This window comes from Methylobacterium aerolatum (assembly GCF_022179085.1).
Lineage (GTDB): Bacteria > Pseudomonadota > Alphaproteobacteria > Rhizobiales > Beijerinckiaceae > Methylobacterium > Methylobacterium aerolatum.
This window is the reverse complement of the sequence record NZ_BPQE01000023.1, coordinates 58,013-76,671: the sequence shown is the minus strand read 5'-3', so window position 1 is coordinate 76,671 and position 18,659 is coordinate 58,013. Positions and strand designations below refer to the sequence as shown.

Sequence of the window (18,659 nt, the reverse complement as noted above, 5' to 3'; positions counted from 1 at the left end):
CTCACGTCAGGGATCGGCTCTCGACGACGGCGTGGCTTGCCCTCACACCGCAGCGTAGCTTCGCGCCGCCCGGCGGGCCGGGACGGCCACGGGCGCCTCGCGCGGGCGCAGCACATCGGCGAGCTTCACGAAACCGTCCGCCCGCGTCTCCTCCGTCGCCCGGATGCCGAAGCCCAGGGCGAAGGAGCGCGTCAGCTCCATGTCGCGCTCGATGCCGAACCGGTCGAGGGCGGCCAGGAAAGCCTCGCGGAACAGACTCGGACGACACCAGCCCTTCTCGGCCATCTGCAACGGCCAATCCCACAACCGCTCGGAGCGGCGTGCCGCCACGGTGTCGCGGGCGATGAAGTAGCCCGTGCCGCGATGCTCAAGCCCATCCTCCTGGACGGACCACTCGGCATTGCGGAAGATCTCGGCGGCCGCCACGTCATTCATCGGGAAGTCCCATCCGTTAACGGAACGTTCCGCGAACACTGGCCCGAATTAACGATCCGGTCAAGCACTCGTTCCCGAAGCGTTCCCGGCAGGACTGACCAGATGCGGGGCCGGCGAGGATCGGTCTATCGCGCCTTCGCGAAGAGCGGATGCTCGATCCTGTCGCCGGGCTTGATGCCCGCCCGCGCCGCCGTACCCGCGTTCAGCTCCAGAACGGCCAGCACCGGCTCGTTCGACGGGATGATGGCCGTCGAGAGCGGTTCGGTGTCGGCCGCTACACGAGCCACCGTCCCGTCGGCGCGGATGAACACCATGTCGAGGGAGAGATAGGTGTTCTTCATCCACATCGTCACGGGCTGGACGCGCTCGAAGTCGAACAGCATCCCGTGATCCGCAGCCATGTGCCGACGGAACATCAGCCCGCGGCTGCGCCCGGCGTCGTCGCGCATCACCTCCACGGCGAAGCGCTTCGGCCCGCCCTGGGTCGCGATGGTCAGCGGCTCGGTGGGCACGGCGGGGGCCTTGGCCACCGTCTGCGCGGCGGCGGGCGCCGCCATCGTCGGCACGAGGCAGGCCCCGGCGAGGGCGAGGCGAAGGGCGGCGGTGGATACGGCTCGGGAAACGCAGATCACGGGCAAGCCTCACGCGTGCCTGGCCGAAGCGGCCGGCATCCGACCGTCATAGCGCGTCGCCGTCCGTCGCGCGATCAGGGACGGGGGCCACACCAAACCGTGATGGGCAATCGCGTCCCGGCGCAGCGTCAGTGGGAGGACGGGAGCCCGCCCTCGATCAGCCGGACCTCGGCCGCCATCACGCCCTTCGAGCCGTCGCCGTAGCGCACGAGCACCGACTCACCGGGCTTCAACTCGGCGATGCCGTAGCGGCGCAGGGTCTCCATGTGGACGAAGATGTCCGGCGTGCCGTCCCCACGGGTGAGGAAGCCGAAGCCGCGCAGGCGGTTGAACCACTTTACCACCGCCGTCTCCAGGCCGCTCGTGGGCGTCACGGTGACGTGGGTGCGGGGCATCGGCAGTTCGGAGGGATGCAGGGCCGCCGACTGGTCGAGGGAGATGACCCGGAAGGCCTGCCAGCCCCGCTGCCGCTGCACCGCCTCCACGACGATCCGCGCGCCCTCGCTGGCGGCCTGGAATCCGTCCCGCCGCAGGCAGGTGACGTGGAGCAGGATATCGGCGGACCCGTCGTCCGGCACGATGAAGCCGAACCCTTTCGCGACGTCGAACCACTTGATGCGGCCCGACACCTCGACGAGGTTCAAGGGCTCCTCGACGCGTTCGGATGCCCCGCTCGCGGCGCCCACCGCGACCTGGGGCGTCTCCGGCCGGGTTCCGGTTTCATCAGACATGGCCGACGCCATCCGCACTGACTCGCATCACGCGCAAGCGGGTTAAGATTAACGAAGTCCTGAATCGCGAAAAGCCCATTTGGCTGGCAACCGAGCTCGTCAGAGTTGCAATCCTGCCGATGGCGGCGCGCCGGCAACAGTGAATTCCGCTCAACGCGCGCAGGTTGCCATGTTTTTCCGGCTCACTCTGAAATTGTCGGCGAGCCGCGATGCCGCAGGAGGCGCCCCCGCCGAATTCGCGCCGAAAGCGATGGTGCGGCGGCGGATGCTGTGATTTGAGCGCGGCATGAACGCGCCGCCGCCGCCTCCCCCGCAACGCTTGGCCGTCATCGACGCCGCGCGGGCCGTCGCGTTGTTGGCGATGGCGTGCTTCCACACGGTGTGGGATCTCGGCGCCCTGCACCTGACGCCGGAGAACTATGCCGGCACGCCAACGGGGCGTGCCGCAGCGCAGGGGATTGCGGGATCCTTCCTCGTCCTCGTCGGCGTGGGGCTCGTTCTCATGAACGGCCGGGGCGTCCAGCTGCGCCCGACGCTCCGGCGCCTTGGGCGGATCGCGGGCGGCGCCCTCCTCGTGACGCTGGCCACGCGGGTCGTCTTCCCCGACGCCTATGTGTTCTTCGGCATCCTGCACTGCATCGCCGTGGCGAGCGTGATCGGCCTGCCGTTCCTGTTCCTGCCCTGGCTGGTGACCCTGCTCGCCGCCGCCGCGATCCTCGCCGCGCCCCATGTCGTACAGGCGGATTGGCTCGACGCGCCGGCCCTGTGGTTCCTCGGCCTCGGCCGGGTGACGCCCCGGACCAACGACTACGTGCCGCTGGTGCCGTGGTTCGGTCTCGTTCTGATCGGGATCGTGGCCGGGCGGCTCGGCCTACCCGCCCTCGCCCGCTCGCGCCTCGCCGCCTGGACGCCGCGCAACGCCATCGCGCGGTTCGCCACCTTCGCCGGGCGGCACAGTCTTGCGGTCTACCTCATCCACCAGCCGGTCCTGTTCGGCCTCGTCTTCCTGGCGGCGCAGGTGACCGGGCCGAACCCGAAGGCGGCGGTGAGGGCGTTCCGGGCGGATTACCGCACCCTCTGCACGCGCAGCGGCGGGGACGCGACGGTCTGCCGCCTGTCTGCCCGCTGCACCAGCGATGCGCTGAACCGCGAGGGGCTGATCCGGGAGGACGGACGGAGCTTCAAGCCGGAGGAGCAGGCTAGAGCCCGCCTGCTGGCACAGGAGTGCCGGGAGGCGGCGGAGGGAGACCGATAGGGTGCCGCCCTCCGCAAATCCCGCTGTGACGTCGCCGCGCCGGAGCGTGCGACGCCGGAGCGGGGATCAGTCCTTGGCGCGCTCGACGTAGGACCCGTCGGACGTCATCACGACGACGCGGGTGCCGGCGGCGATGTGCGGCGGCACCGTGGTGCGCACGCCGTTCGAGAGCGTGGCGGGCTTGTAGGAGGACGAGGCCGTCTGGCCCTTGAGCACCGGTTCCGTCTCCGCCACCTCCAGCACGACGCGCTGGGGAAGTTCGATCGTCAGCGCCACGCCGTTGTGGGAGGACAGCATCACGGCCATGCCCTCCTGCAGGTAGGGTGCGGCATCGCCCACCACGTCCGCCGGCACGGCGACCTGCTCGTAGTTCTCGGGGTTCATGAAGTGGAACCCCTCGCCGTCGCTGTAGAGGAAGGTATGCTCCCGGTCCTCGACGAAGGCGCGCTCCACCTGCTCGGTGGTGCGGTAGCGCTCGGAGACCTTCACGCCGTCGGTGATCCGGCGCATGTCGAGCTGCGTGACCGGAGTTCCCTTGCCGGGGTGGATGTTCTCCGCAAACAGGATCACATACAGCTTGCCGTCCTTTTCGACGACGTTGCCCTTGCGGAGCGTCGAGGCGATCACCTTCACGAGAAATGGTCCTGCAGTGACGAGGTTCTGGCGGCGCGCACGCAAGGCGCTTCCGCGAGCGGGTTCCCGCAACTATCCCATCTGCGCCCCGGTTGCCAGCCACGCCGCGCGAGTTCCCGCGACGGGCCGCGCCCATGGCTGAGGCGGCCTCTCCCTGGTGGGCGCCCACCCGCCACGCCGACCGGCGCCCCCGACTGATGCTCCGCAACCGGATCGCCGCCGCGACCCGCGCGTGGTTCGCGGCGCGCGACTTCGTGGAGGTCGAGGCGGCCTGCCTCCAAGTGTCCCCCGGCAACGAGGCGCATCTCTCCGCCTTCTCGACGGTCGCGATCGGCGCGGGCGGGACGGCGACGCCCCTCCACCTCCACACCTCGCCGGAATTCGCCTGCAAGAAGCTCCTGGCGGCCGGTGAGACGCGGCTGTTCAGCCTCGCGCGGGTGTTCCGCAATCGAGAGCGCGGGCCGCTGCACCACCCGGAATTCACGATGCTCGAATGGTACCGGGCGGGTGAAAGTTACACGGCGCTGATGCGCGACGGCGCCGACCTCCTGGCCCTGGCCGCCGAGAACGCAGGCGTCCGCCGCCTCGCCTGGCGCGGCCACGAGGCCGATCCCTTCGCGGAACCGGAGCGCGTCACCCTGGCGGAGGCGTTCGACCGCCATGCCGGCATCGATCTCCTCGCCCGCATCGCCCACGACGGGACCACGGACCGCGACGGGCTGGCCGCCGACGCCTCCCGCGCGGGCATCCGGATCGCCCCGGACGATACCTTCGCCGACGTGTTCTCGCGCGTTCTCGTCGCCCGCATCGAGCCGCATCTTGGGCTGGGGCGCCCGACCATCCTGTGCGAGTACCCGGTGAGCGAGGCCGCCCTCGCCCGACCCTCCCCGGGCGATTCGCGGGTCGCCGAGCGGTTCGAGCTCTATGCCTGCGGCGTCGAACTCGCCAATGCCTTCGGCGAGTTGACCGACCCGGTGGAGCAGCGCCGCCGCTTCGAGGAGGAGATGGACGAGAAGTACCGGGTCTACGGCGAGCGCTATCCCATCGACGAGGATTTCCTGGCGGCGCTCGCCCTCATGCCCGAGGCGTCGGGCATCGCCCTTGGCTTCGACCGGCTCGTCATGCTCGCCTGCGGCGCCGGGCGGATCGAGGACGTGCTGTGGACACCCGTCGCGGAGACCGCGCCGTGAGCCGCCCGATTCGAAGCGCGGAGGATCTCGCCGCCGCCGGCCTCGCCTCGCCCGAGGCGCTGGAGGCCCTGCGGCCGGTGCTCGCCCGCTACGCCCTGTCGATCACCGCCGACATGGCGGAGCTGATCGACGCCTCGGACCCGGCCGACCCCATCGCCCGGCAATTCGTGCCACGGGCCGAGGAGGTGGAAGCGCGCCCCGAGGAGCTGGCCGACCCCATCGGTGACGGCGCCCACGAACGGATGCCCGGCCTGATCCATCGCTACCCGGACCGGGTGCTGCTGAAACCTCTCCACGTCTGTCCGGTCTACTGCCGCTTCTGCTTCCGGCGTGAGCAGGTGGGACCGGACGGACTCGGCACCCTCACCGATGCGCAATTCGAGGCGGCCTTCGCCTACATCGCGGCCGATCCGGCCATCTGGGAGGTGATCCTGACCGGGGGCGATCCCCTCGCCCTCTCAGCCCGGCGCCTTGCGACGATCGCCGGCCGTCTGCGCACGATCTCCCACATCAAGGTCCTGCGGATCCACACCCGCGTGCCGGTGGTGAAGCCCGATCTGGTAGACGGCGAGAGGATCGAGGCCCTGAGGGCGTTCGGCGGCGCCGTGTTCGTCGCGCTCCACGCCAACCATCCGCGGGAATTCACCCCGGCGGCGGAGGCGGCCTGCGCCCGGCTCGTGGAGGCGGGCATCCCGATGGTGAGCCAGTCGGTGCTGCTGCGCGGCGTCAACGACGATCCCGCGACGCTGGAAACCCTGATGCGGCGCTTCGTCGAGAACCGGATCAAGCCCTATTACCTCCACCAGGGCGACCTCGCGCCGGGCACCGCCCACCTGCGCACCGGCATCGCGGAAGGGCAGGCACTGATGGGCGCCCTGCGCGGCCGCCTGTCCGGCCTCGCCCAGCCGACCTACGTCCTGGATATCCCCGGCGGGCACGGGAAGGTCCCGGTCGGCCCCGGCTACCTGCGCGGCACGGGCGCGGCGCGGGAGGTGATCGACCCTGCCGGCCGGGCTCACCCCTACCCGAACGAGGAACCCTGACCGATGCGACGCCTGTGGGGCCGTTTGAACTCCGTGAATGTCCAGAAGGCCGCCTGGGCCCTCGACGAGGCCGGGCTCGCCTTCGAGCATCGCGTGGCCGGGGGCGCCCACGGCGTCGTCGACGACCAGGCCTACCGCGCCATGAACCCGAACGGCCTCGTCCCCACCCTGGAGGAGGACGGCTTCGTCCTGTGGGAATCGAACGCTATCCTGCGCTACGTCGCTGCGACGAGCCCCGCGCTGGCGATGCCGGAGGATCCCCGCGAGCGCGCCCTCGTGGAGCAATGGGTCGATTGGCAGGCGACGAGCTTCACCCCGGCGATGCGCGACGCCTTCTGGCAGCTTTTCCGCACGCCCTCGCCGGACGGCGCCATGGTCGCCGCTTCGCTGACGAAGTCCGAGGCCCACGCCGCCATCCTCGATGCGCATCTGGCGGGCCGGACCTATACCGTCGGGGAGCGATTCACCATCGCCGACATCGCGCTCGGCTGCGCGGCTCATCGCTGGCTGAACCTGCCGGCGGAGCGCGCCGAGCGTCCGAACCTCAGTCGCTGGTACGCCCTCGTCGCCGGCCGTCCCGCCGCCGCGCGGGCCTTGGGAGAGCCGGTCGGCTGACCACGTCGTGCGGCCGGCGGGGGATTCCGCCGCCCGCCCCTTGCCTTGGCGCGGCGACGACGCCATCCCCCACATCCGACAGACGAGCCGGAGCAGCCGCATGGCGATCGACCCCACCCTGCGCGACGCCTTGAGCGCGGTCACCCTCGCGAGCCTCGGCAAGGCCCTGGAACGGGCCGGCCTGAGGGATTTCGCGCCGGCCGGCCTGCGGGGAAGCCAGAGCACCACCATCGTCGGGCCGGCGCACACGATGCGCATGGTCCCTGCCAGGGGCGAGGGCGTGGGTGACTTGGCCTCGGCCATCGAGTCGGTGCCCGAGGGCGCCGTGGTGGTGATCGACGCCGCCGGGACCGGGCGCCCCCTGCCCTTCGGCGCCATCGTCGCCGGCCGTCTGGCGAGCAAGGGAGTGCTCGCCCTCGTCACCGACGCCTCCATCGCCGAAAGCCTCGCCCTGCCCGCCTGGACCGCACCCGGCGCTGCGGCGGGCGGCCTGACGCTGGCGGGAAGCTGGCAGGCCGTGACCTGCGGCGGCGCAGCGATCCATCCCGGCGACATCGTCGTCTGCGGACCGGACGGCATCGTGGCGATCCCGCCCGAGAAGGCGGAGCAGATCGCCCTGGAGGCGGTCGAGCAGCAGCGGCTCGACCTCTGGCTCCAGCGCGAGGCCGAGAAGGGCGAGAGCCTCTACGGGCTCCTGCCCCCCGATCCGACCACCCTCGCCCGGTTCGAGGCCGAGACCGGCGAGGGCTGAGGGTAAGGCGTCCCGCCGCGATCCGGTCCCGGAGGAGGGTCACCCACCGCCCTCAAGTCGATCGCGGTGGCGTGGCAGCGGAGAAGGAAAGCACCCGATGTTCTTCACCTCCTCCAAGTTGATCTATTTCCTGATCACGCCGTCGAACCTGTTCATCCTGGCAGGATTGGCAGGCGTCGTCCTGCTGATCTCCAGCGGGCTGCGACGGACCGGCGCGACGCTGGCGCTCGGCGGAACGCTGGGGCTGCTGCTCGGCGGCCTCTTCCCCCTGTCCGAGCTGGCGCTGCTGCCGCTGGAACAACGCTTCCCCGCCTACGCATCGGATGTCCCGGCTCCGACCGGGATCATCGTCCTCGGGGGCGGCATCGAGGCCGGTGTGTCAGAGGCGCGCGATCAGGTGATCGTCAACGATGCCGGGGAACGGCCGATCTACCTCGCCGACCTCGCCCGGCGCTTTCCGCAGGCGCGCCTCGTCTTCTCGGGCGGAAGCGGCTTCCTCGGCGGCGGGGAATCGGAGGCCGATATCGTGAGCCGCCACGCCGACGCCATCGGCGTGCCCCGCAGCCGCCTGATCCTGGAGAACCGCTCCCGCAACACCCGTGAGAACGCGGCCTTCTCGGCGGCCCTCATCCATCCGAAGCCGGAGGAGCGCTGGCTGCTCGTGACGTCCGCGTGGCACATGCCCCGGGCCGTCGGGTGCTTCCGGGAGGCGGGTTTCCGGGTGGAGGCATTCCCGGTGGATTACCGCACTCGGGGGTGGAACGACGCCTTGCGCCTCCACGCCTTCAGTTCGGACGGCCTGCTCCAGCTCGACCTCGCGGTGAAGGAGTGGATCGGCCTCGCGGCGTACAAGCTCGCGGGCTACATTCCCGACTGGTTCCCTGCGCCCGACGCGCCCTCACCGGAGACACCCTCGCCTGCGGCCCCCTCCCCCGGGAGCGCGAGCCGGTAAACCCCACGGAAGTCGTCCGGGTCCACGGGGCGCCCCTTGCGCAGGATCGCGACACGGCCCTCGTGGGCGAGGCGGACGGCCACCCGCCGCACGGGCTGCATCAAGGGGCCCCACCCGTCCGGGTGCGCGCCGCCCAGCGCCCGCGCCACCTCGGAGGGGCAGATCGTCTTGCCCGCTCCGCGCTCGGCGACGAGCCGAAGCATCGTCTCCTCGATCTCGGCCGGATTCGCATTCATCAGAAACTCCCCGCCAACGGGCCTTCGTGCTCGCATTCGCCGAGTTCGAGCATCTCGCGGCGGATCCGGGAGCCGAACTGCCGGTGCAGCATCACCGTCACCACGAAGGTCGTGGACACGAGCAGGACGACCGGGCTCACGAACCAGCCGAGATAAGCGAGCGCGAAGAAGAAGGCGCGCTGCCCCCGGGCGAAATGGCTTCCCGCCGTGACGTTCATGGCCGCGATCCGCCTCACGGCCCGCATCATCTCCGATTCGGGCACCTCGGCGCCCCTCGGCGGCACGGCGCCGAGAAGGATCGCGCTGTAGTTGAACAGACGGTAGGCCCAGGCGAACTTGAAGAAGGCGTAGGTGAAGACGCAGGCAAGCCCCGCCACCTTCACCTCCCAGGTGAGGCGGTTCGCGACGGCGCCGAAGGGTAGGGTCGCGAACAGGTTGATCACGTCGTCGCCCGAGCGCGACAGGGTCAGCACCGAGCCGAGCGCGATCAGCGAGGTGGAGGCGAAGAACGCCGTCCCGTTCTGGAGCGAGGCGTTGATCTGGGTGTCCACCACGCGGTTCTCCCGCACGATCACCTGCCGCGCCCAGTTGTCCCGGTGGCGGTCCATGATGCGGCTCAGGGAGATGCGAGATCCGCGCAGGCGGCTGACGGACAGGCCGTAGCCGGTCCAGGCGGCCAGGAAATACAGCAGCGCCGCGAGGTCGAGGGAGGAGAAGCCGGGGCCGGCGGCGGACAGGTCGGTCATGGTCTCGCGCGGCGAGGTGTGAAGCGGAGGGTGCGCCGGACTTACCAGCCGTCGCGCGGCAGCAGAACCCGCACGGGACGACGATCAGCCCCTTTCGATCGTGAAGCCGCGGGACGGCGGCTCCGTCCCGCCCTCGGAGACGGCCACGTCGTCGACACGGGCCAGGAGCGGCCCCTTGCGGCACAGGGCGACCATGCGCTCGACGGTCGCCGCGTCGCCGCTGAAGACGGCCTCGACGCTGCCGTCGGGCAGGTTGCGCACGCTGCCGTCGAGTCCGAGTTTCTCGGCGGTGGATTTCGTCCAGGCCCGGTAGGACACGCCCTGCACCCGGCCACGCACGATCGCCGTGACGATGCGACGGTCGTTCATCCTCTCAAATCTCCCCTCCGTGCGACCGTCAGGCGGGCGGGCCGCGCAGCCACCCGCTGACCTCCCGCAGATAGGGCGCCGGCAGTTGCGCCGCCGCCCCGGCGGCGAGCACCGCGTCGAGGTAGCCGGGGCGCGGGCGGCCCGGCGCCGTGGACCGTCCGAGATAGATCAGCGCCTTCCGCGTGCCGACCGCCGTCGTCACCGGCAGCGCCGCCTTGGCGTAGAGGCCGCTGGCGACGCCCTCGTACCGGTCGAGCGCGGGGATGTCGTCCGGGGCGAGGTCCCAAACCACTCCGTGCACCGTGCGGGCGGGATCGCGGACCACGGAGGCATAGCCCTCGCGCATGATGATGAAACGGTGCCGCGGCAGGCGCCCCCGGCCGATCAGCCGTGAGACCGGGCACCGCAGGGCCATGGCGGCGGCGTCCATGTTGGCGCCGTAGGCGAAGTAGAGGGGCAATCGTGCTGACCGAACAACCTTCTCGCAGTCCGGGTCACTCTCCGGGCTGGCGATGGTCCCGTCGCCGGGCGTCGCGCTCATTCGCCAACACGGCCGCGCAAGCGATCGCCAGCGTGATCGCCGGAATACCGAAGGTGACGAGGAACCAGTCGAAGGTCATGATTTAAGGCTCCGGAGGGCTCTCCGTGCCGCCAAACGTAGTGTAACGCCGGTCGAACGCCAAACGGGCGAGAACGACAGCATGTCGGTTCGTGGGACCGGCGCGCTCGCGATCCCGAAACTCAGCGCCGTCATCGGCGTCACGACGCCGATGACCACAAAGGCGACGGCGACGTTGTTCAACGCCGTCGCGAGCAGCTTCGTCTGCTCGTTGTGAACAGCAGGCACGCCTGCGTGGGTCTCACGCGAACTCGAGGATCACCGCATCGACGGCGAGACTGTCGCCTTCCTTCGCGTGGATCTTGCCGACGGTCGCGTCCCGCTCGGCGCGGAGCACGTTCTCCATCTTCATGGCCTCGACCACGGCGATGGGCTCGCCGTTCTTCACCTCCTGGCCCTCGGCGACGAGGATCTGCTTCACGAGGCCGGGCATCGGGCAGAGCACCTGCTTGCCGGAGCCCGCCTGCTCCTTCACCGGCATCAGGGCCGCGAGTTCGGCCTCGCGCCGGGTGAAGACCCGCGCCTCGGCCGCCGCACCGGCATGTTGCAGGAACACGCCGTTCAGGAGACCCCGGATCTGCACGGCGGCGCGGCGGCCGTTGATCGTCCCGATCCAGACCGGCTCGCCCGGCTTCCACTCGCTCGCCACGCGATAGGCGGTGCCGTCCTCGTGCGTGATGAGGACACCCTCGTGGTCCGTCTCGACCGTGATGGGGTAGGACTCACCCGCGAGCATCACGACGCGCTCCCGCTCGAAGGCGAAGAGGCCCGGCGCCCGCATCTGTCCGCTGATGCCGCGCTTGCGCTGGTTGAGCTTGTGGTCGATCGCCGCCGCGACGGCCATCATGCCGAGGGCCACCTCGCCCTGCGGCTCGGGGGCGGCGAACCCCTCGGGGAATTCCTCGGCGATGAAGCCGGTGGAGAGGCGGCCCTCCTGCCAGCGGGGATGGGCCATCAGCGCCGCCAGGAACGGGATGTTGTGGCGGATACCGTCGATGGCGAAGGCATCGAGCGCCTGGGCCTGGGCGGTGATCGCCTCCAGCCGCGTCGGTGCCCAGGTCACGAGCTTGGCGATCATCGGATCGTAGTGGATCGCGATCTCGCCGCCTTCCTCCACGCCCGTGTCGTTGCGCACGATGGCGCCGTCCACCCGTCCCTCCTCCGGGGGCCGGTAGGTGGTGAGTCGGCCGATCGAGGGCAGGAAGTTGCGGGTCGGATCCTCGGCGTAGACGCGGCTCTCCACCGCCCAACCGTCGAGCTTCACCTGCTCCTGCGTGAGGGGCAGCGTCTCGCCCGCCGCCACGCGAATCATCAGCTCGACGAGGTCGAGCCCGGTGATCATCTCCGTTACCGGGTGTTCCACCTGGAGGCGGGTGTTCATCTCGAGGAAGTAGAACGACTTGTCCTGCCCCGCCACGAACTCGACCGTGCCGGCCGAATCGTAATTCACGGCCTTGGCTAGGGCGACGGCCTGCTCGCCCATCTTCTTGCGGGTTTCGGGATCGAGGAGCGGCGACGGCGCCTCCTCGATCACCTTCTGGTTCCGGCGCTGGATCGAGCATTCACGCTCGCCCAGGTAGATCACGTTGCCGTGCTTGTCGCCGATCACCTGAATTTCGATGTGGCGCGGATCGGTGATGAACTTCTCCACGAACACCCGGTCGTCGCCGAAGGAGGACGATGCCTCGGACTTGGCGCGGGCGAAGCCCTCCGCGACCTCGTCGGCGGAGTGGGCGATTCGCATGCCCTTGCCGCCGCCGCCGGCGGAGGCCTTGATCATGACGGGGTAGCCGATCTCGTCCGCGATCTTGACCGCGTGCTCGGGGCTGTCAATGACGCCGAGGTAGCCGGGGACGGTGGAGACCTTCGCCGCCGCGGCGGCCTTCTTCGACTCGATCTTGTCGCCCATGGCGGCGATGGCGCCGGGGTTCGGGCCGATGAACACGATGCCGGCGGCTTCGAGCGCCTTGGGGAAAGCCTCGCGCTCGGAGAGGAAGCCGTAGCCCGGATGCACCGCCTGGGCGCCCGTGGCCTTGCACGCCTCCACGATCTTCTCGATCACGAGGTAGGATTGGGAGGCGGCGGCGGGACCGATGTGCACCGCCTCGTCGGCCATGGCGACGTGGACGGCGTCACGGTCGGCATCCGAATAGACCGCGACGGTCTTGATGCCCATCCGGCGGGCGGTCTTGATGACCCGGCACGCGATCTCGCCGCGGTTGGCGATCAAAATCTTGTCGAACATCTCTCGGGGCGCCCTGTCTCCGGATCGCCGGATTGAACACCGGCTTGTCACCTCCGATAGATCAGATGCGCGGCCGGTGGAAGCTATGCCGCACTGCCCATTACGCGGCGAGGGCGAAGGTCCGGCGGGTGCGGGCGGCCGGCTCGCGCACCCAGCGGTTGGCTTCGAGGGCGAAGGCGGTGAGCGCCTCGGCGGACCCTTGGGCCTCGCGGACGATCTCCTGGGCGATGCGGGCGCCCACCGGGCTCGGGCCGTCCCGGCCGCTGATCGACGCGGAGAGCCACGCGGCGGCGTCGCGATCGACGTAACCCGTGGAGCGCTCGCCCCACACCACGTAGTCCACCACCATCGCGACGAGGAAGTCGGCGAAGTCCTCGCAGGCCGGCACGGCCCGCTCCAGGGCGATCAGCAGGTCGGCCTCCTCACGGGTCGCAATCCCGTCCGGAATCACGTCGCGCTTCAGGGCGCGGAGGTCCTCCGCCGAAACCTCGCCCGCCGAGACCGCATGGTTGCAGAACTGTTCCACCGAGATCATCATGTTTGCCTGCCTCCGCGACCATTCGAGTGGTCGGCTCGTGTCGTTCCTGTGTAACGGACAGTACGAGGCCAGCGATCTTTCAGAGGTTAACGGCAAGATCTGAACGGATCTTCAGGTAAACACTCGACAACGAGAGAGGCTTATTCGAAGGTTGCGGCGCGTCCTTAAGCGAAGATGACCGCGGCCGGCCGTCGCGTCTCCGGGGCGGGCCGGCGGCCCCGGCCGCGCGACGGTGCAGGGCCGGGCGGGACCCATGGCCCGCGCCTCCGGCCCGTGCCACAGTGCCTCGATGCGCGAAGACACCCTATCGGCGCCCGGGAGCATGTGCGCGTGACGACCCTGTACGTGAGCCATCCCGCCAGCTTCGATCACGCGGTGCCGGAGGGGCATCCCGAGCGGCCTTCTCGGATGCGGGCCATCGAACGCGCCCTGGAGGACGAGCGCTTCGCCACCCTCCTGCGGGTGCCGGCGCCGAAGGCCGAGCCGAGCCTCGCCACGCTCGCCCATCCCGCCGAATACGTGGACGCCATCGTCGCGGCCATGCCGGAGAAGGGGATGGTCGGCATCGATTCCGACACGGTGCTCTCGCCGGGGACGCTCGACGCGATCCTGCGGGCGATGGGCGGGGCGACCCATGCCGTGGACGCCGTGATGCGGAAGGAATGCGCCAACGCCTTCGTCGCCATGCGCCCCCCGGGGCACCATGCCGAGCGCGCCAAGGCGATGGGCTTCTGCCTGTTCAACCACGCCACCATCGCCGCCCGCCACGCCAGGGCCGCCCACGGGGCCGAGCGGGTCGCGCTGGTCGATTGGGATGTCCACCACGGCAACGGCAGCCAGGACATCCTGTGGGACGACGGGACCATCCTCTACTGCTCGACCCACCAGATGCCGCTCTTCCCCGGCAGCGGGGCCGCCTCGGAGCGCGGGGACAAGGACACGATCGTCAACGTCCCCCTCCGCGCCGACGACGACGGCGAGGTGTTCCGGGAAGCCTTCGAGACGGCGGTCCTCCCGCGCCTCGACGCCTTCCAGCCGGATCTGATCGTCATCTCGGCCGGATTCGACGCGCACCGCCTCGATCCCCTGGCCAACCTGCGCCTCGAAGCCGAGGATTTCGCCTGGGCGACGCGGCGCGTCATGGAGATTGCCGACCGGCGGGCGGGTGGGCGCGTGGTCTCGGTGCTGGAAGGCGGCTACAGCCTGGAGGGGCTGTCGAAATCCGTGGCGGCCCACGTCAATGCCCTCATGGGGCATTGACGCGCGGGCCCCACCCTCATGCGTCGAGGGGCTCCTCGCCGAGCAGCTCGATGCCGAAGCCCGACAGGCCGACATAGGCCCGCGACGAGGTGGCGAGGTTGCGGAAGGACACCACGCCGAGATCGCGCAGGATCTGCGCGCCGAGGCCGATCTCGCGCCATTGCCGGGCGCGCAGGGCCTCCGCGCCTTCCTCCGTGGCGCTCTTCACCGGGACGCCCGCCGTGCCGTCGCGCAGGTAGACGAGCACGCCGCGGCCCCGCTCCGCGAAGCGCTTGAGCACGGCGTCGATCTGCCGCCCGCCCCCGATCACGTCGGCGGCGACGTTGGAGCGGTGCAGGCGCACCAGCACGTCCCGGCCGTCGCCGATCTCGCCCATCACGAAGGCGAATTGCTGGATCGTCTCGAAGGGCGTCGAGAAGACGTAGGCCGTCATCGCGCCGTGGGCCGACTGAACCGGGAAGTGGCCGACACGCTCCACCAGCCGGTCGCGGGCCTGCCGGTAGGCGATGAGGTCGGCCACCGAGATGCGCTTGAGCTTGTGGGTCTCGGCGAAGGCTTCGATCTGCGGCCCCTTCATCACCGTGCCGTCGTCGTTGGCGAGTTCGCAGATCACGCCGACGGGGGGAAGCTCTGCCAGCCGGCACAGGTCCACCGCCGCCTCCGTATGGCCGGAGCGCATCAGCACGCCGCCGTCGCGGGCGATGAGCGGGAAGACATGGCCCGGCCGCACGAAGTCGGCCGCGCCCATGTTGCCGTTCGCGAGCGCCCGCACGGTGTTGCACCGCTGCTCGGCGGAGATTCCGGTGGTGAGCCCGTGCTTCACATCGACCGTGACGGTGAAGGCCGTGCCGAGCGGGGCGTCGTTCGAGGCCACCATCGGGTCGAGCCGCAGGCGCTTGGCCTCCCCGAGGGTTAGCGGCGCGCAGACGATGCCGCAGGTGTTGCGGATGATGAACGCCATCTTCTCCGGCGTGCAGAGCGAGGCGGCGACGACGAGATCGCCCTCGTTCTCCCGGTCGTCGTCATCGGTGACGATGACGATCTCGCCCTTGGCGAAGGCGGCGATCACTTCGGTGACGGTGCAATTGCTCACGGGTCGGTCTCTTGAAGCTCGGGACTCTCCTCCCCCCTGTGGGGAGGAGCCGGAGGTGGGGGCGGTTCAGGAGGCACCGGCGCGCTTCGATCGGCACAACCCCCACCCCGGGCCCCTCCCGGCGAGGGGAAGGGGAAAATGGAAACGGCTCACCCGCCACCCACCTGCCCGCGATGGCGCAGGACATGGTCGGCCAGCACGCAGGCCATCATCGCCTCGGCCACCGGCACGGCGCGGATGCCGACGCAGGGGTCGTGGCGGCCCTTGGTGATGAGATCGACCTCGGCGCCCTGCCGGTCCACGGATTGCCGGGGCGTCAGAATCGAGGAGGTGGGCTTCACGGCGAAGCGCACCACCACCGGCTCGCCGCTGGAGATGCCGCCGAGGATGCCTCCGGCATGATTGGCGAGGAAGCGCGGGCGCCCGCCGTTTCCGGCGCGCATCTCGTCGGCGTTCTCCTCGCCGCGGAGCGCCGCGGCGGCGAAGCCGTCTCCGATCTCGACCCCCTTGACCGCGTTGATCGACATCATGGCGGCGGCGAGGTCGGCATCGAGCTTGCCGTAGATCGGCGCGCCGAGGCCCGGCGGCACGCCCTCGGCCACCACCTCGATCACCGCGCCCACGGACGAGCCGTCCTTGCGGATGCCGTCGAGGTACTCCTCGTAGAAGCTTGCGGTCTCGGCATCGGGGCAGAAGAACGGATTGCGCTCCACCTGATCCCAGTCCCACCGGCTGCGGTCCACCGCGTGGGGACCCATCTGCACCAGGGCGGCGCGGATCGTGATGCCGGGGATGACCTTGCGCGCCACCGCGCCCGCCGCGACCCGGGCGGCGGTCTCCCGCGCCGAGGAGCGGCCTCCGCCGCGATAGTCGCGGATGCCGTACTTGGCGTCGTAGGTGTAGTCGGCGTGGCCGGGCCGATAGCTGTCACGGATGTCGGAATAGTCCTTGGACCGCTGGTCGGTGTTCTCGATCATCAGGGCGATCGGCGTGCCGGTGGTGAGCTGTCGCCCGCCCGTGCGATCGTCGGCGAAGACACCGGACAGGATCTTCACCTGATCGGGTTCGCGCCTCTGCGTGGTAAAGCGCGACTGGCCGGGCTTGCGCCGGTCGAGCTCGGCCTGGATCTCCTCGGCCTCCAGGGCGAGGCCGGGCGGACAGCCGTCCACGACGCAGCCGAGGGCGACCCCGTGGCTCTCGCCGAAGGTGGTGACACGGAACAGGTGGCCGAAGCTGTTGTGGGACATGGCGGCTCGCCTTAGCGCGGGCGGGCGCGACTCACAAACCCCGCCCCTGGGGATGCGGCCGTGCACCGGCGCCACAAGTTCCAATGATTCGAATCCGAGCGGTATCACTTACGTATTCGCAAGGGGATTAAAAAACGCAAAGCTTCCGTGGAACCTCGGGGTCATGCTCACGCTTGTAACGGCAAAGGTTATTGCACAGGTAGGCACCATGAAGACCTCGGTCACAGCGCTCGCCGCGCTCCTCGGCGTCTGCGTCCTTTCTTCCGCTCCCGCTTACGCCGTGTCGTCTTACGATCCCTTCGGCGGGAACGGCGCGGACGAGTACTACTCCGAGCAGAGCCCCTACGGTTACCAGGGGACGTACAACCCCGGGTACGGCCAGGGCGCGCAATCCGCTCCGCAGGCGCAGGTCCAGCCGATCCCGCGGGAGTTGGTCTCCTTCGACGCCAACTACGCCCCGGGCACGGTGGTGGTGTCGACAGCCGAGCGGCGTCTCTACCTCGTCCTCGGCAACGGCGAGGCGATCCGCTACGGCGTCGGCGTCGGCCGCCCCGGCTTCACCTGGAGCGGAGTGAAGACGATCACCGCCAAGAAGGAATGGCCGTCGTGGGTGCCGCCGAAGGCGATGCTCGCCCGCCGCCCCGATCTGCCGCGCTACATGGCCGGCGGCATCGAGAACCCGCTGGGCGCCCGCGCCATGTATATCGGCGGCACCGAATACCGCATCCACGGCTCCAACGAGCCCGACACGATCGGCCAGGCCGTGTCCTCCGGCTGCATCCGCATGACCAACGAGGACGTCACCGACCTCTACGAGCGGGTGAAGGTCGGCGCGAAGGTCGTCGTCCTGAACTGACGACCGGAGGCGGGCTTTAGGTCGCAAAGGGCCCGGCGGCATCCCGCCGGGCCCTTTTCGCTGAACAAATTACGGGACGACGTGCCCGACGGCGGTCTGGGCGGGGCTGAACGACGCGATCGGCAGGTCACAGAAGCACCGCACGCCGAGCGGCCGGGGAGCCGGAAGCGGGCACGAGAAGGGCTTCGGCCCGGTCAGGCCGCGCTGGATCGCTTCGCAATTGTATCCGGCCTCACGCACGACACGGCGGCGGGGCGGCGGCGGAGCGTAGCCCTCGTCCTCGTAGGCCGGCACCTCGCGATAGCGCGGGCCGCCGTCGTAATATTGCGCCTGGGCGGCGCCCCCCAATCCGGCCAGCACCGTGGACACCAGGGCCAGCCGCGCGAGCCAAGCCGGCCGCGAGTCGTGTCGGGACAGGGTCATCGTTCACACTCCCAGTTGATCCGGCCTTGCATGGCCTCCACCCGCCGCTGTTACGACGAATGGGGGCGAAAGCGAGACGGCCCGCTCCTCTCGGAACGGGCCGTCTCTCGAACCAGACCGGGCGGGAAAGCGGGCCCCGTCCGCACCGCTCAGTTGTTGGTGGCGCGCTCGGCGGCGTGCTGGGCGTTCTCGACGGTCTGCTGAGCCTGGTCGCGGCCCTGCTCCATCGCCCGGCGGGCCTCGTCGGCGCCCTGCTGCATGGCGGACTTCGCCTGCTCGGCGCCCTGCTGCATGGCGCTCTGGGCGATTCCACTGAACTCCTTGGCCTGGGTCTGCATCGCCGCGAACTGGCTGCGCACGAACTCCGCCTGGATCTGCATCGCCTCCTGCACGTCCTTCGCGCGGACGATGCGCTTGGCGAAATCGAAGGCCGCATTGACGTTCTGCTCGGCGTACTCGAAACCGCGCGACGAGGCGTTCTGCGCGTTGTTGCGCGCCAGTTCCGCCGAGCCCTGAACGGTGTCGGCCGTGCGGCGGGCGGCGCCGATGAAGCTGTCGAAGGCCTTGCGGGCCTGATCGACGCTCTTCTCGGCGAAGTCGCGCATCTCGGTCGGGATCTCGTAGTTCGGGGTCGTGTTCACTCGGAAGCCTCCTTCTGATCGCAGCTGTTGATAGCGCGTTGTGCAGTGCACAATAAACGATTCGCGCCCATATGCCACCCACGCGGCCGGCATTAAGGTTGACATAACGTAAAGGTGTGACGGTCGTTGCCTTCGTCCAGCCGCTCAAG

At 69.9% G+C, this 18,659-nt stretch carries 24 protein-coding genes; 9 read left to right on the top strand and 15 right to left on the bottom strand.

All coding sequences use genetic code 11. The annotated features are described in order from the left end of the window. Positions 1-42: 42 nt before the first annotated feature. The 3 genes from MFF06_RS15740 to MFF06_RS15730 all read right to left on the bottom strand — a co-directional run bounded on the left by MFF06_RS15740 (position 43) and on the right by MFF06_RS15730 (position 1,798). Positions 43-435 (bottom strand): hypothetical protein, encoded by a 393-nt coding sequence (locus tag MFF06_RS15740; RefSeq protein ID WP_238205605.1) that lies wholly within the window; start codon positions 433-435, stop codon positions 43-45. A 125-nt stretch (positions 436-560) separates the two neighbouring features. Then, on the bottom strand, positions 561-992 hold the full coding sequence (locus tag MFF06_RS15735) for a DUF192 domain-containing protein (RefSeq protein WP_238205847.1): 432 nt from the start codon (positions 990-992) through the stop codon (positions 561-563). A 203-nt stretch (positions 993-1,195) separates the two neighbouring features. Beyond that, entirely contained in the window at positions 1,196-1,798 is a 603-nt protein-coding gene (locus MFF06_RS15730; protein WP_238205604.1) for a cold-shock protein, read from the bottom strand. Positions 1,799-2,084: 286 nt separating this feature from the next. Here MFF06_RS15730 and MFF06_RS15725 point away from each other — a divergent pair, with 286 nt between their 5' ends. Continuing rightward, a complete protein-coding gene (locus MFF06_RS15725; RefSeq protein WP_238205603.1) occupies positions 2,085-3,053 on the top strand; it encodes an acetyltransferase domain-containing protein in 969 nt (322 codons plus the stop codon). A gap of 66 nt (positions 3,054-3,119) precedes the next feature. Here the strand turns inward: MFF06_RS15725 and efp are convergent, their stop codons facing one another. After that, the gene (gene efp / locus MFF06_RS15720) at positions 3,120-3,686 is read right to left on the bottom strand and encodes an elongation factor P (RefSeq protein WP_238205845.1); all 567 of its coding nucleotides are present in this window, start codon (positions 3,684-3,686) and stop codon (positions 3,120-3,122) included. Positions 3,687-3,820: 134 nt separating this feature from the next. On the opposite strand from efp, the gene epmA reads away from it, so the two are divergent. The 5 genes from epmA (at position 3,821) to MFF06_RS15695 (ending at position 8,237) form a co-directional block, all read left to right on the top strand. Next, positions 3,821-4,876, top strand: coding sequence for an EF-P lysine aminoacylase EpmA (gene epmA / locus MFF06_RS15715; RefSeq protein ID WP_238205602.1), 1,056 nt, complete (start codon positions 3,821-3,823; stop codon positions 4,874-4,876). Beyond that, on the top strand, positions 4,873-5,919 hold the full coding sequence (locus tag MFF06_RS15710) for a lysine-2,3-aminomutase-like protein (RefSeq protein ID WP_238205601.1): 1,047 nt from the start codon (positions 4,873-4,875) through the stop codon (positions 5,917-5,919). Before epmA ends, MFF06_RS15710 begins: the two co-directional genes overlap by 4 nt. A 3-nt stretch (positions 5,920-5,922) precedes the next feature. Next, a complete protein-coding gene (locus MFF06_RS15705; RefSeq protein ID WP_238205599.1) occupies positions 5,923-6,534 on the top strand; it encodes a glutathione S-transferase family protein in 612 nt (203 codons plus the stop codon). Positions 6,535-6,634: 100 nt separating this feature from the next. Then, positions 6,635-7,285: an RraA family protein gene (locus tag MFF06_RS15700; protein ID WP_238205597.1), complete on the top strand. Its 651-nt coding sequence runs from the start codon at positions 6,635-6,637 to the stop codon at positions 7,283-7,285. Between the two features lie 97 nt (positions 7,286-7,382). Beyond that, on the top strand, positions 7,383-8,237 hold the full coding sequence (locus tag MFF06_RS15695; protein ID WP_238205595.1) for a YdcF family protein: 855 nt from the start codon (positions 7,383-7,385) through the stop codon (positions 8,235-8,237). On the opposite strand, the gene MFF06_RS15690 is transcribed toward MFF06_RS15695, so the two are convergent. From MFF06_RS15690 to MFF06_RS22695, 5 genes are all read right to left on the bottom strand, one after another. Further along, positions 8,147-8,473 (bottom strand): DUF3253 domain-containing protein, encoded by a 327-nt coding sequence (locus MFF06_RS15690; protein ID WP_238205593.1) that lies wholly within the window; start codon positions 8,471-8,473, stop codon positions 8,147-8,149. The two genes, MFF06_RS15695 and MFF06_RS15690, sit on opposite strands and share 91 nt — an antisense overlap. Next, complete coding sequence (locus tag MFF06_RS15685) at positions 8,473-9,219, bottom strand: DUF599 domain-containing protein (protein ID WP_238205590.1); 747 nt, start codon at positions 9,217-9,219, stop codon at positions 8,473-8,475. The genes MFF06_RS15690 and MFF06_RS15685 overlap by 1 nt, the downstream gene beginning before the upstream one ends. 84 nt (positions 9,220-9,303) lie before the next feature. Beyond that, on the bottom strand, positions 9,304-9,588 hold the full coding sequence (locus MFF06_RS15680; protein ID WP_238205588.1) for an acylphosphatase: 285 nt from the start codon (positions 9,586-9,588) through the stop codon (positions 9,304-9,306). Between the two features lie 28 nt (positions 9,589-9,616). Next, positions 9,617-10,048, bottom strand: a complete 432-nt coding sequence (locus MFF06_RS15675) for a gamma-glutamylcyclotransferase family protein (protein ID WP_238205586.1) — start codon at positions 10,046-10,048, stop codon at positions 9,617-9,619. 34 nt (positions 10,049-10,082) lie between these two features. Then, positions 10,083-10,208, bottom strand: a complete 126-nt coding sequence (locus MFF06_RS22695) for a hypothetical protein (protein WP_283207282.1) — start codon at positions 10,206-10,208, stop codon at positions 10,083-10,085. A gap of 81 nt (positions 10,209-10,289) precedes the next feature. Here MFF06_RS22695 and MFF06_RS22690 point away from each other — a divergent pair, with 81 nt between their 5' ends. After that, the gene (locus tag MFF06_RS22690) at positions 10,290-10,424 is read left to right on the top strand and encodes a hypothetical protein (RefSeq protein WP_283207281.1); all 135 of its coding nucleotides are present in this window, start codon (positions 10,290-10,292) and stop codon (positions 10,422-10,424) included. Between the two features lie 24 nt (positions 10,425-10,448). On the opposite strand, the gene MFF06_RS15670 is transcribed toward MFF06_RS22690, so the two are convergent. Beyond that, positions 10,449-12,452: an acetyl-CoA carboxylase biotin carboxylase subunit gene (locus MFF06_RS15670; RefSeq protein WP_238205584.1), complete on the bottom strand. Its 2,004-nt coding sequence runs from the start codon at positions 12,450-12,452 to the stop codon at positions 10,449-10,451. Between the two features lie 100 nt (positions 12,453-12,552). Next, the gene (locus MFF06_RS15665; protein ID WP_238205582.1) at positions 12,553-12,990 is read right to left on the bottom strand and encodes a hypothetical protein; all 438 of its coding nucleotides are present in this window, start codon (positions 12,988-12,990) and stop codon (positions 12,553-12,555) included. Positions 12,991-13,320: 330 nt separating this feature from the next. On the opposite strand from MFF06_RS15665, the gene MFF06_RS15660 reads away from it, so the two are divergent. After that, on the top strand, positions 13,321-14,250 hold the full coding sequence (locus MFF06_RS15660) for a histone deacetylase family protein (protein ID WP_238205571.1): 930 nt from the start codon (positions 13,321-13,323) through the stop codon (positions 14,248-14,250). A 16-nt stretch (positions 14,251-14,266) separates the two neighbouring features. On the opposite strand, the gene ribB is transcribed toward MFF06_RS15660, so the two are convergent. Together ribB and aroC are read right to left on the bottom strand one after the other, a co-directional pair. Then, positions 14,267-15,343, bottom strand: a complete 1,077-nt coding sequence (ribB, locus tag MFF06_RS15655) for a 3,4-dihydroxy-2-butanone-4-phosphate synthase (RefSeq protein ID WP_238205569.1) — start codon at positions 15,341-15,343, stop codon at positions 14,267-14,269. Between the two features lie 149 nt (positions 15,344-15,492). Further along, positions 15,493-16,590: a chorismate synthase gene (gene aroC, locus MFF06_RS15650; protein WP_238205568.1), complete on the bottom strand. Its 1,098-nt coding sequence runs from the start codon at positions 16,588-16,590 to the stop codon at positions 15,493-15,495. Between the two features lie 208 nt (positions 16,591-16,798). On the opposite strand from aroC, the gene MFF06_RS15645 reads away from it, so the two are divergent. Beyond that, entirely contained in the window at positions 16,799-17,446 is a 648-nt protein-coding gene (locus tag MFF06_RS15645; protein ID WP_238205567.1) for a L,D-transpeptidase, read from the top strand. Positions 17,447-17,515: 69 nt separating this feature from the next. On the opposite strand, the gene MFF06_RS15640 is transcribed toward MFF06_RS15645, so the two are convergent. Further along, complete coding sequence (locus tag MFF06_RS15640; protein ID WP_238205565.1) at positions 17,516-17,869, bottom strand: hypothetical protein; 354 nt, start codon at positions 17,867-17,869, stop codon at positions 17,516-17,518. 149 nt (positions 17,870-18,018) lie between these two features. After that, the gene (locus tag MFF06_RS15635) at positions 18,019-18,510 is read right to left on the bottom strand and encodes a phasin (protein ID WP_238205564.1); all 492 of its coding nucleotides are present in this window, start codon (positions 18,508-18,510) and stop codon (positions 18,019-18,021) included. Positions 18,511-18,659 lie beyond the last annotated feature (149 nt).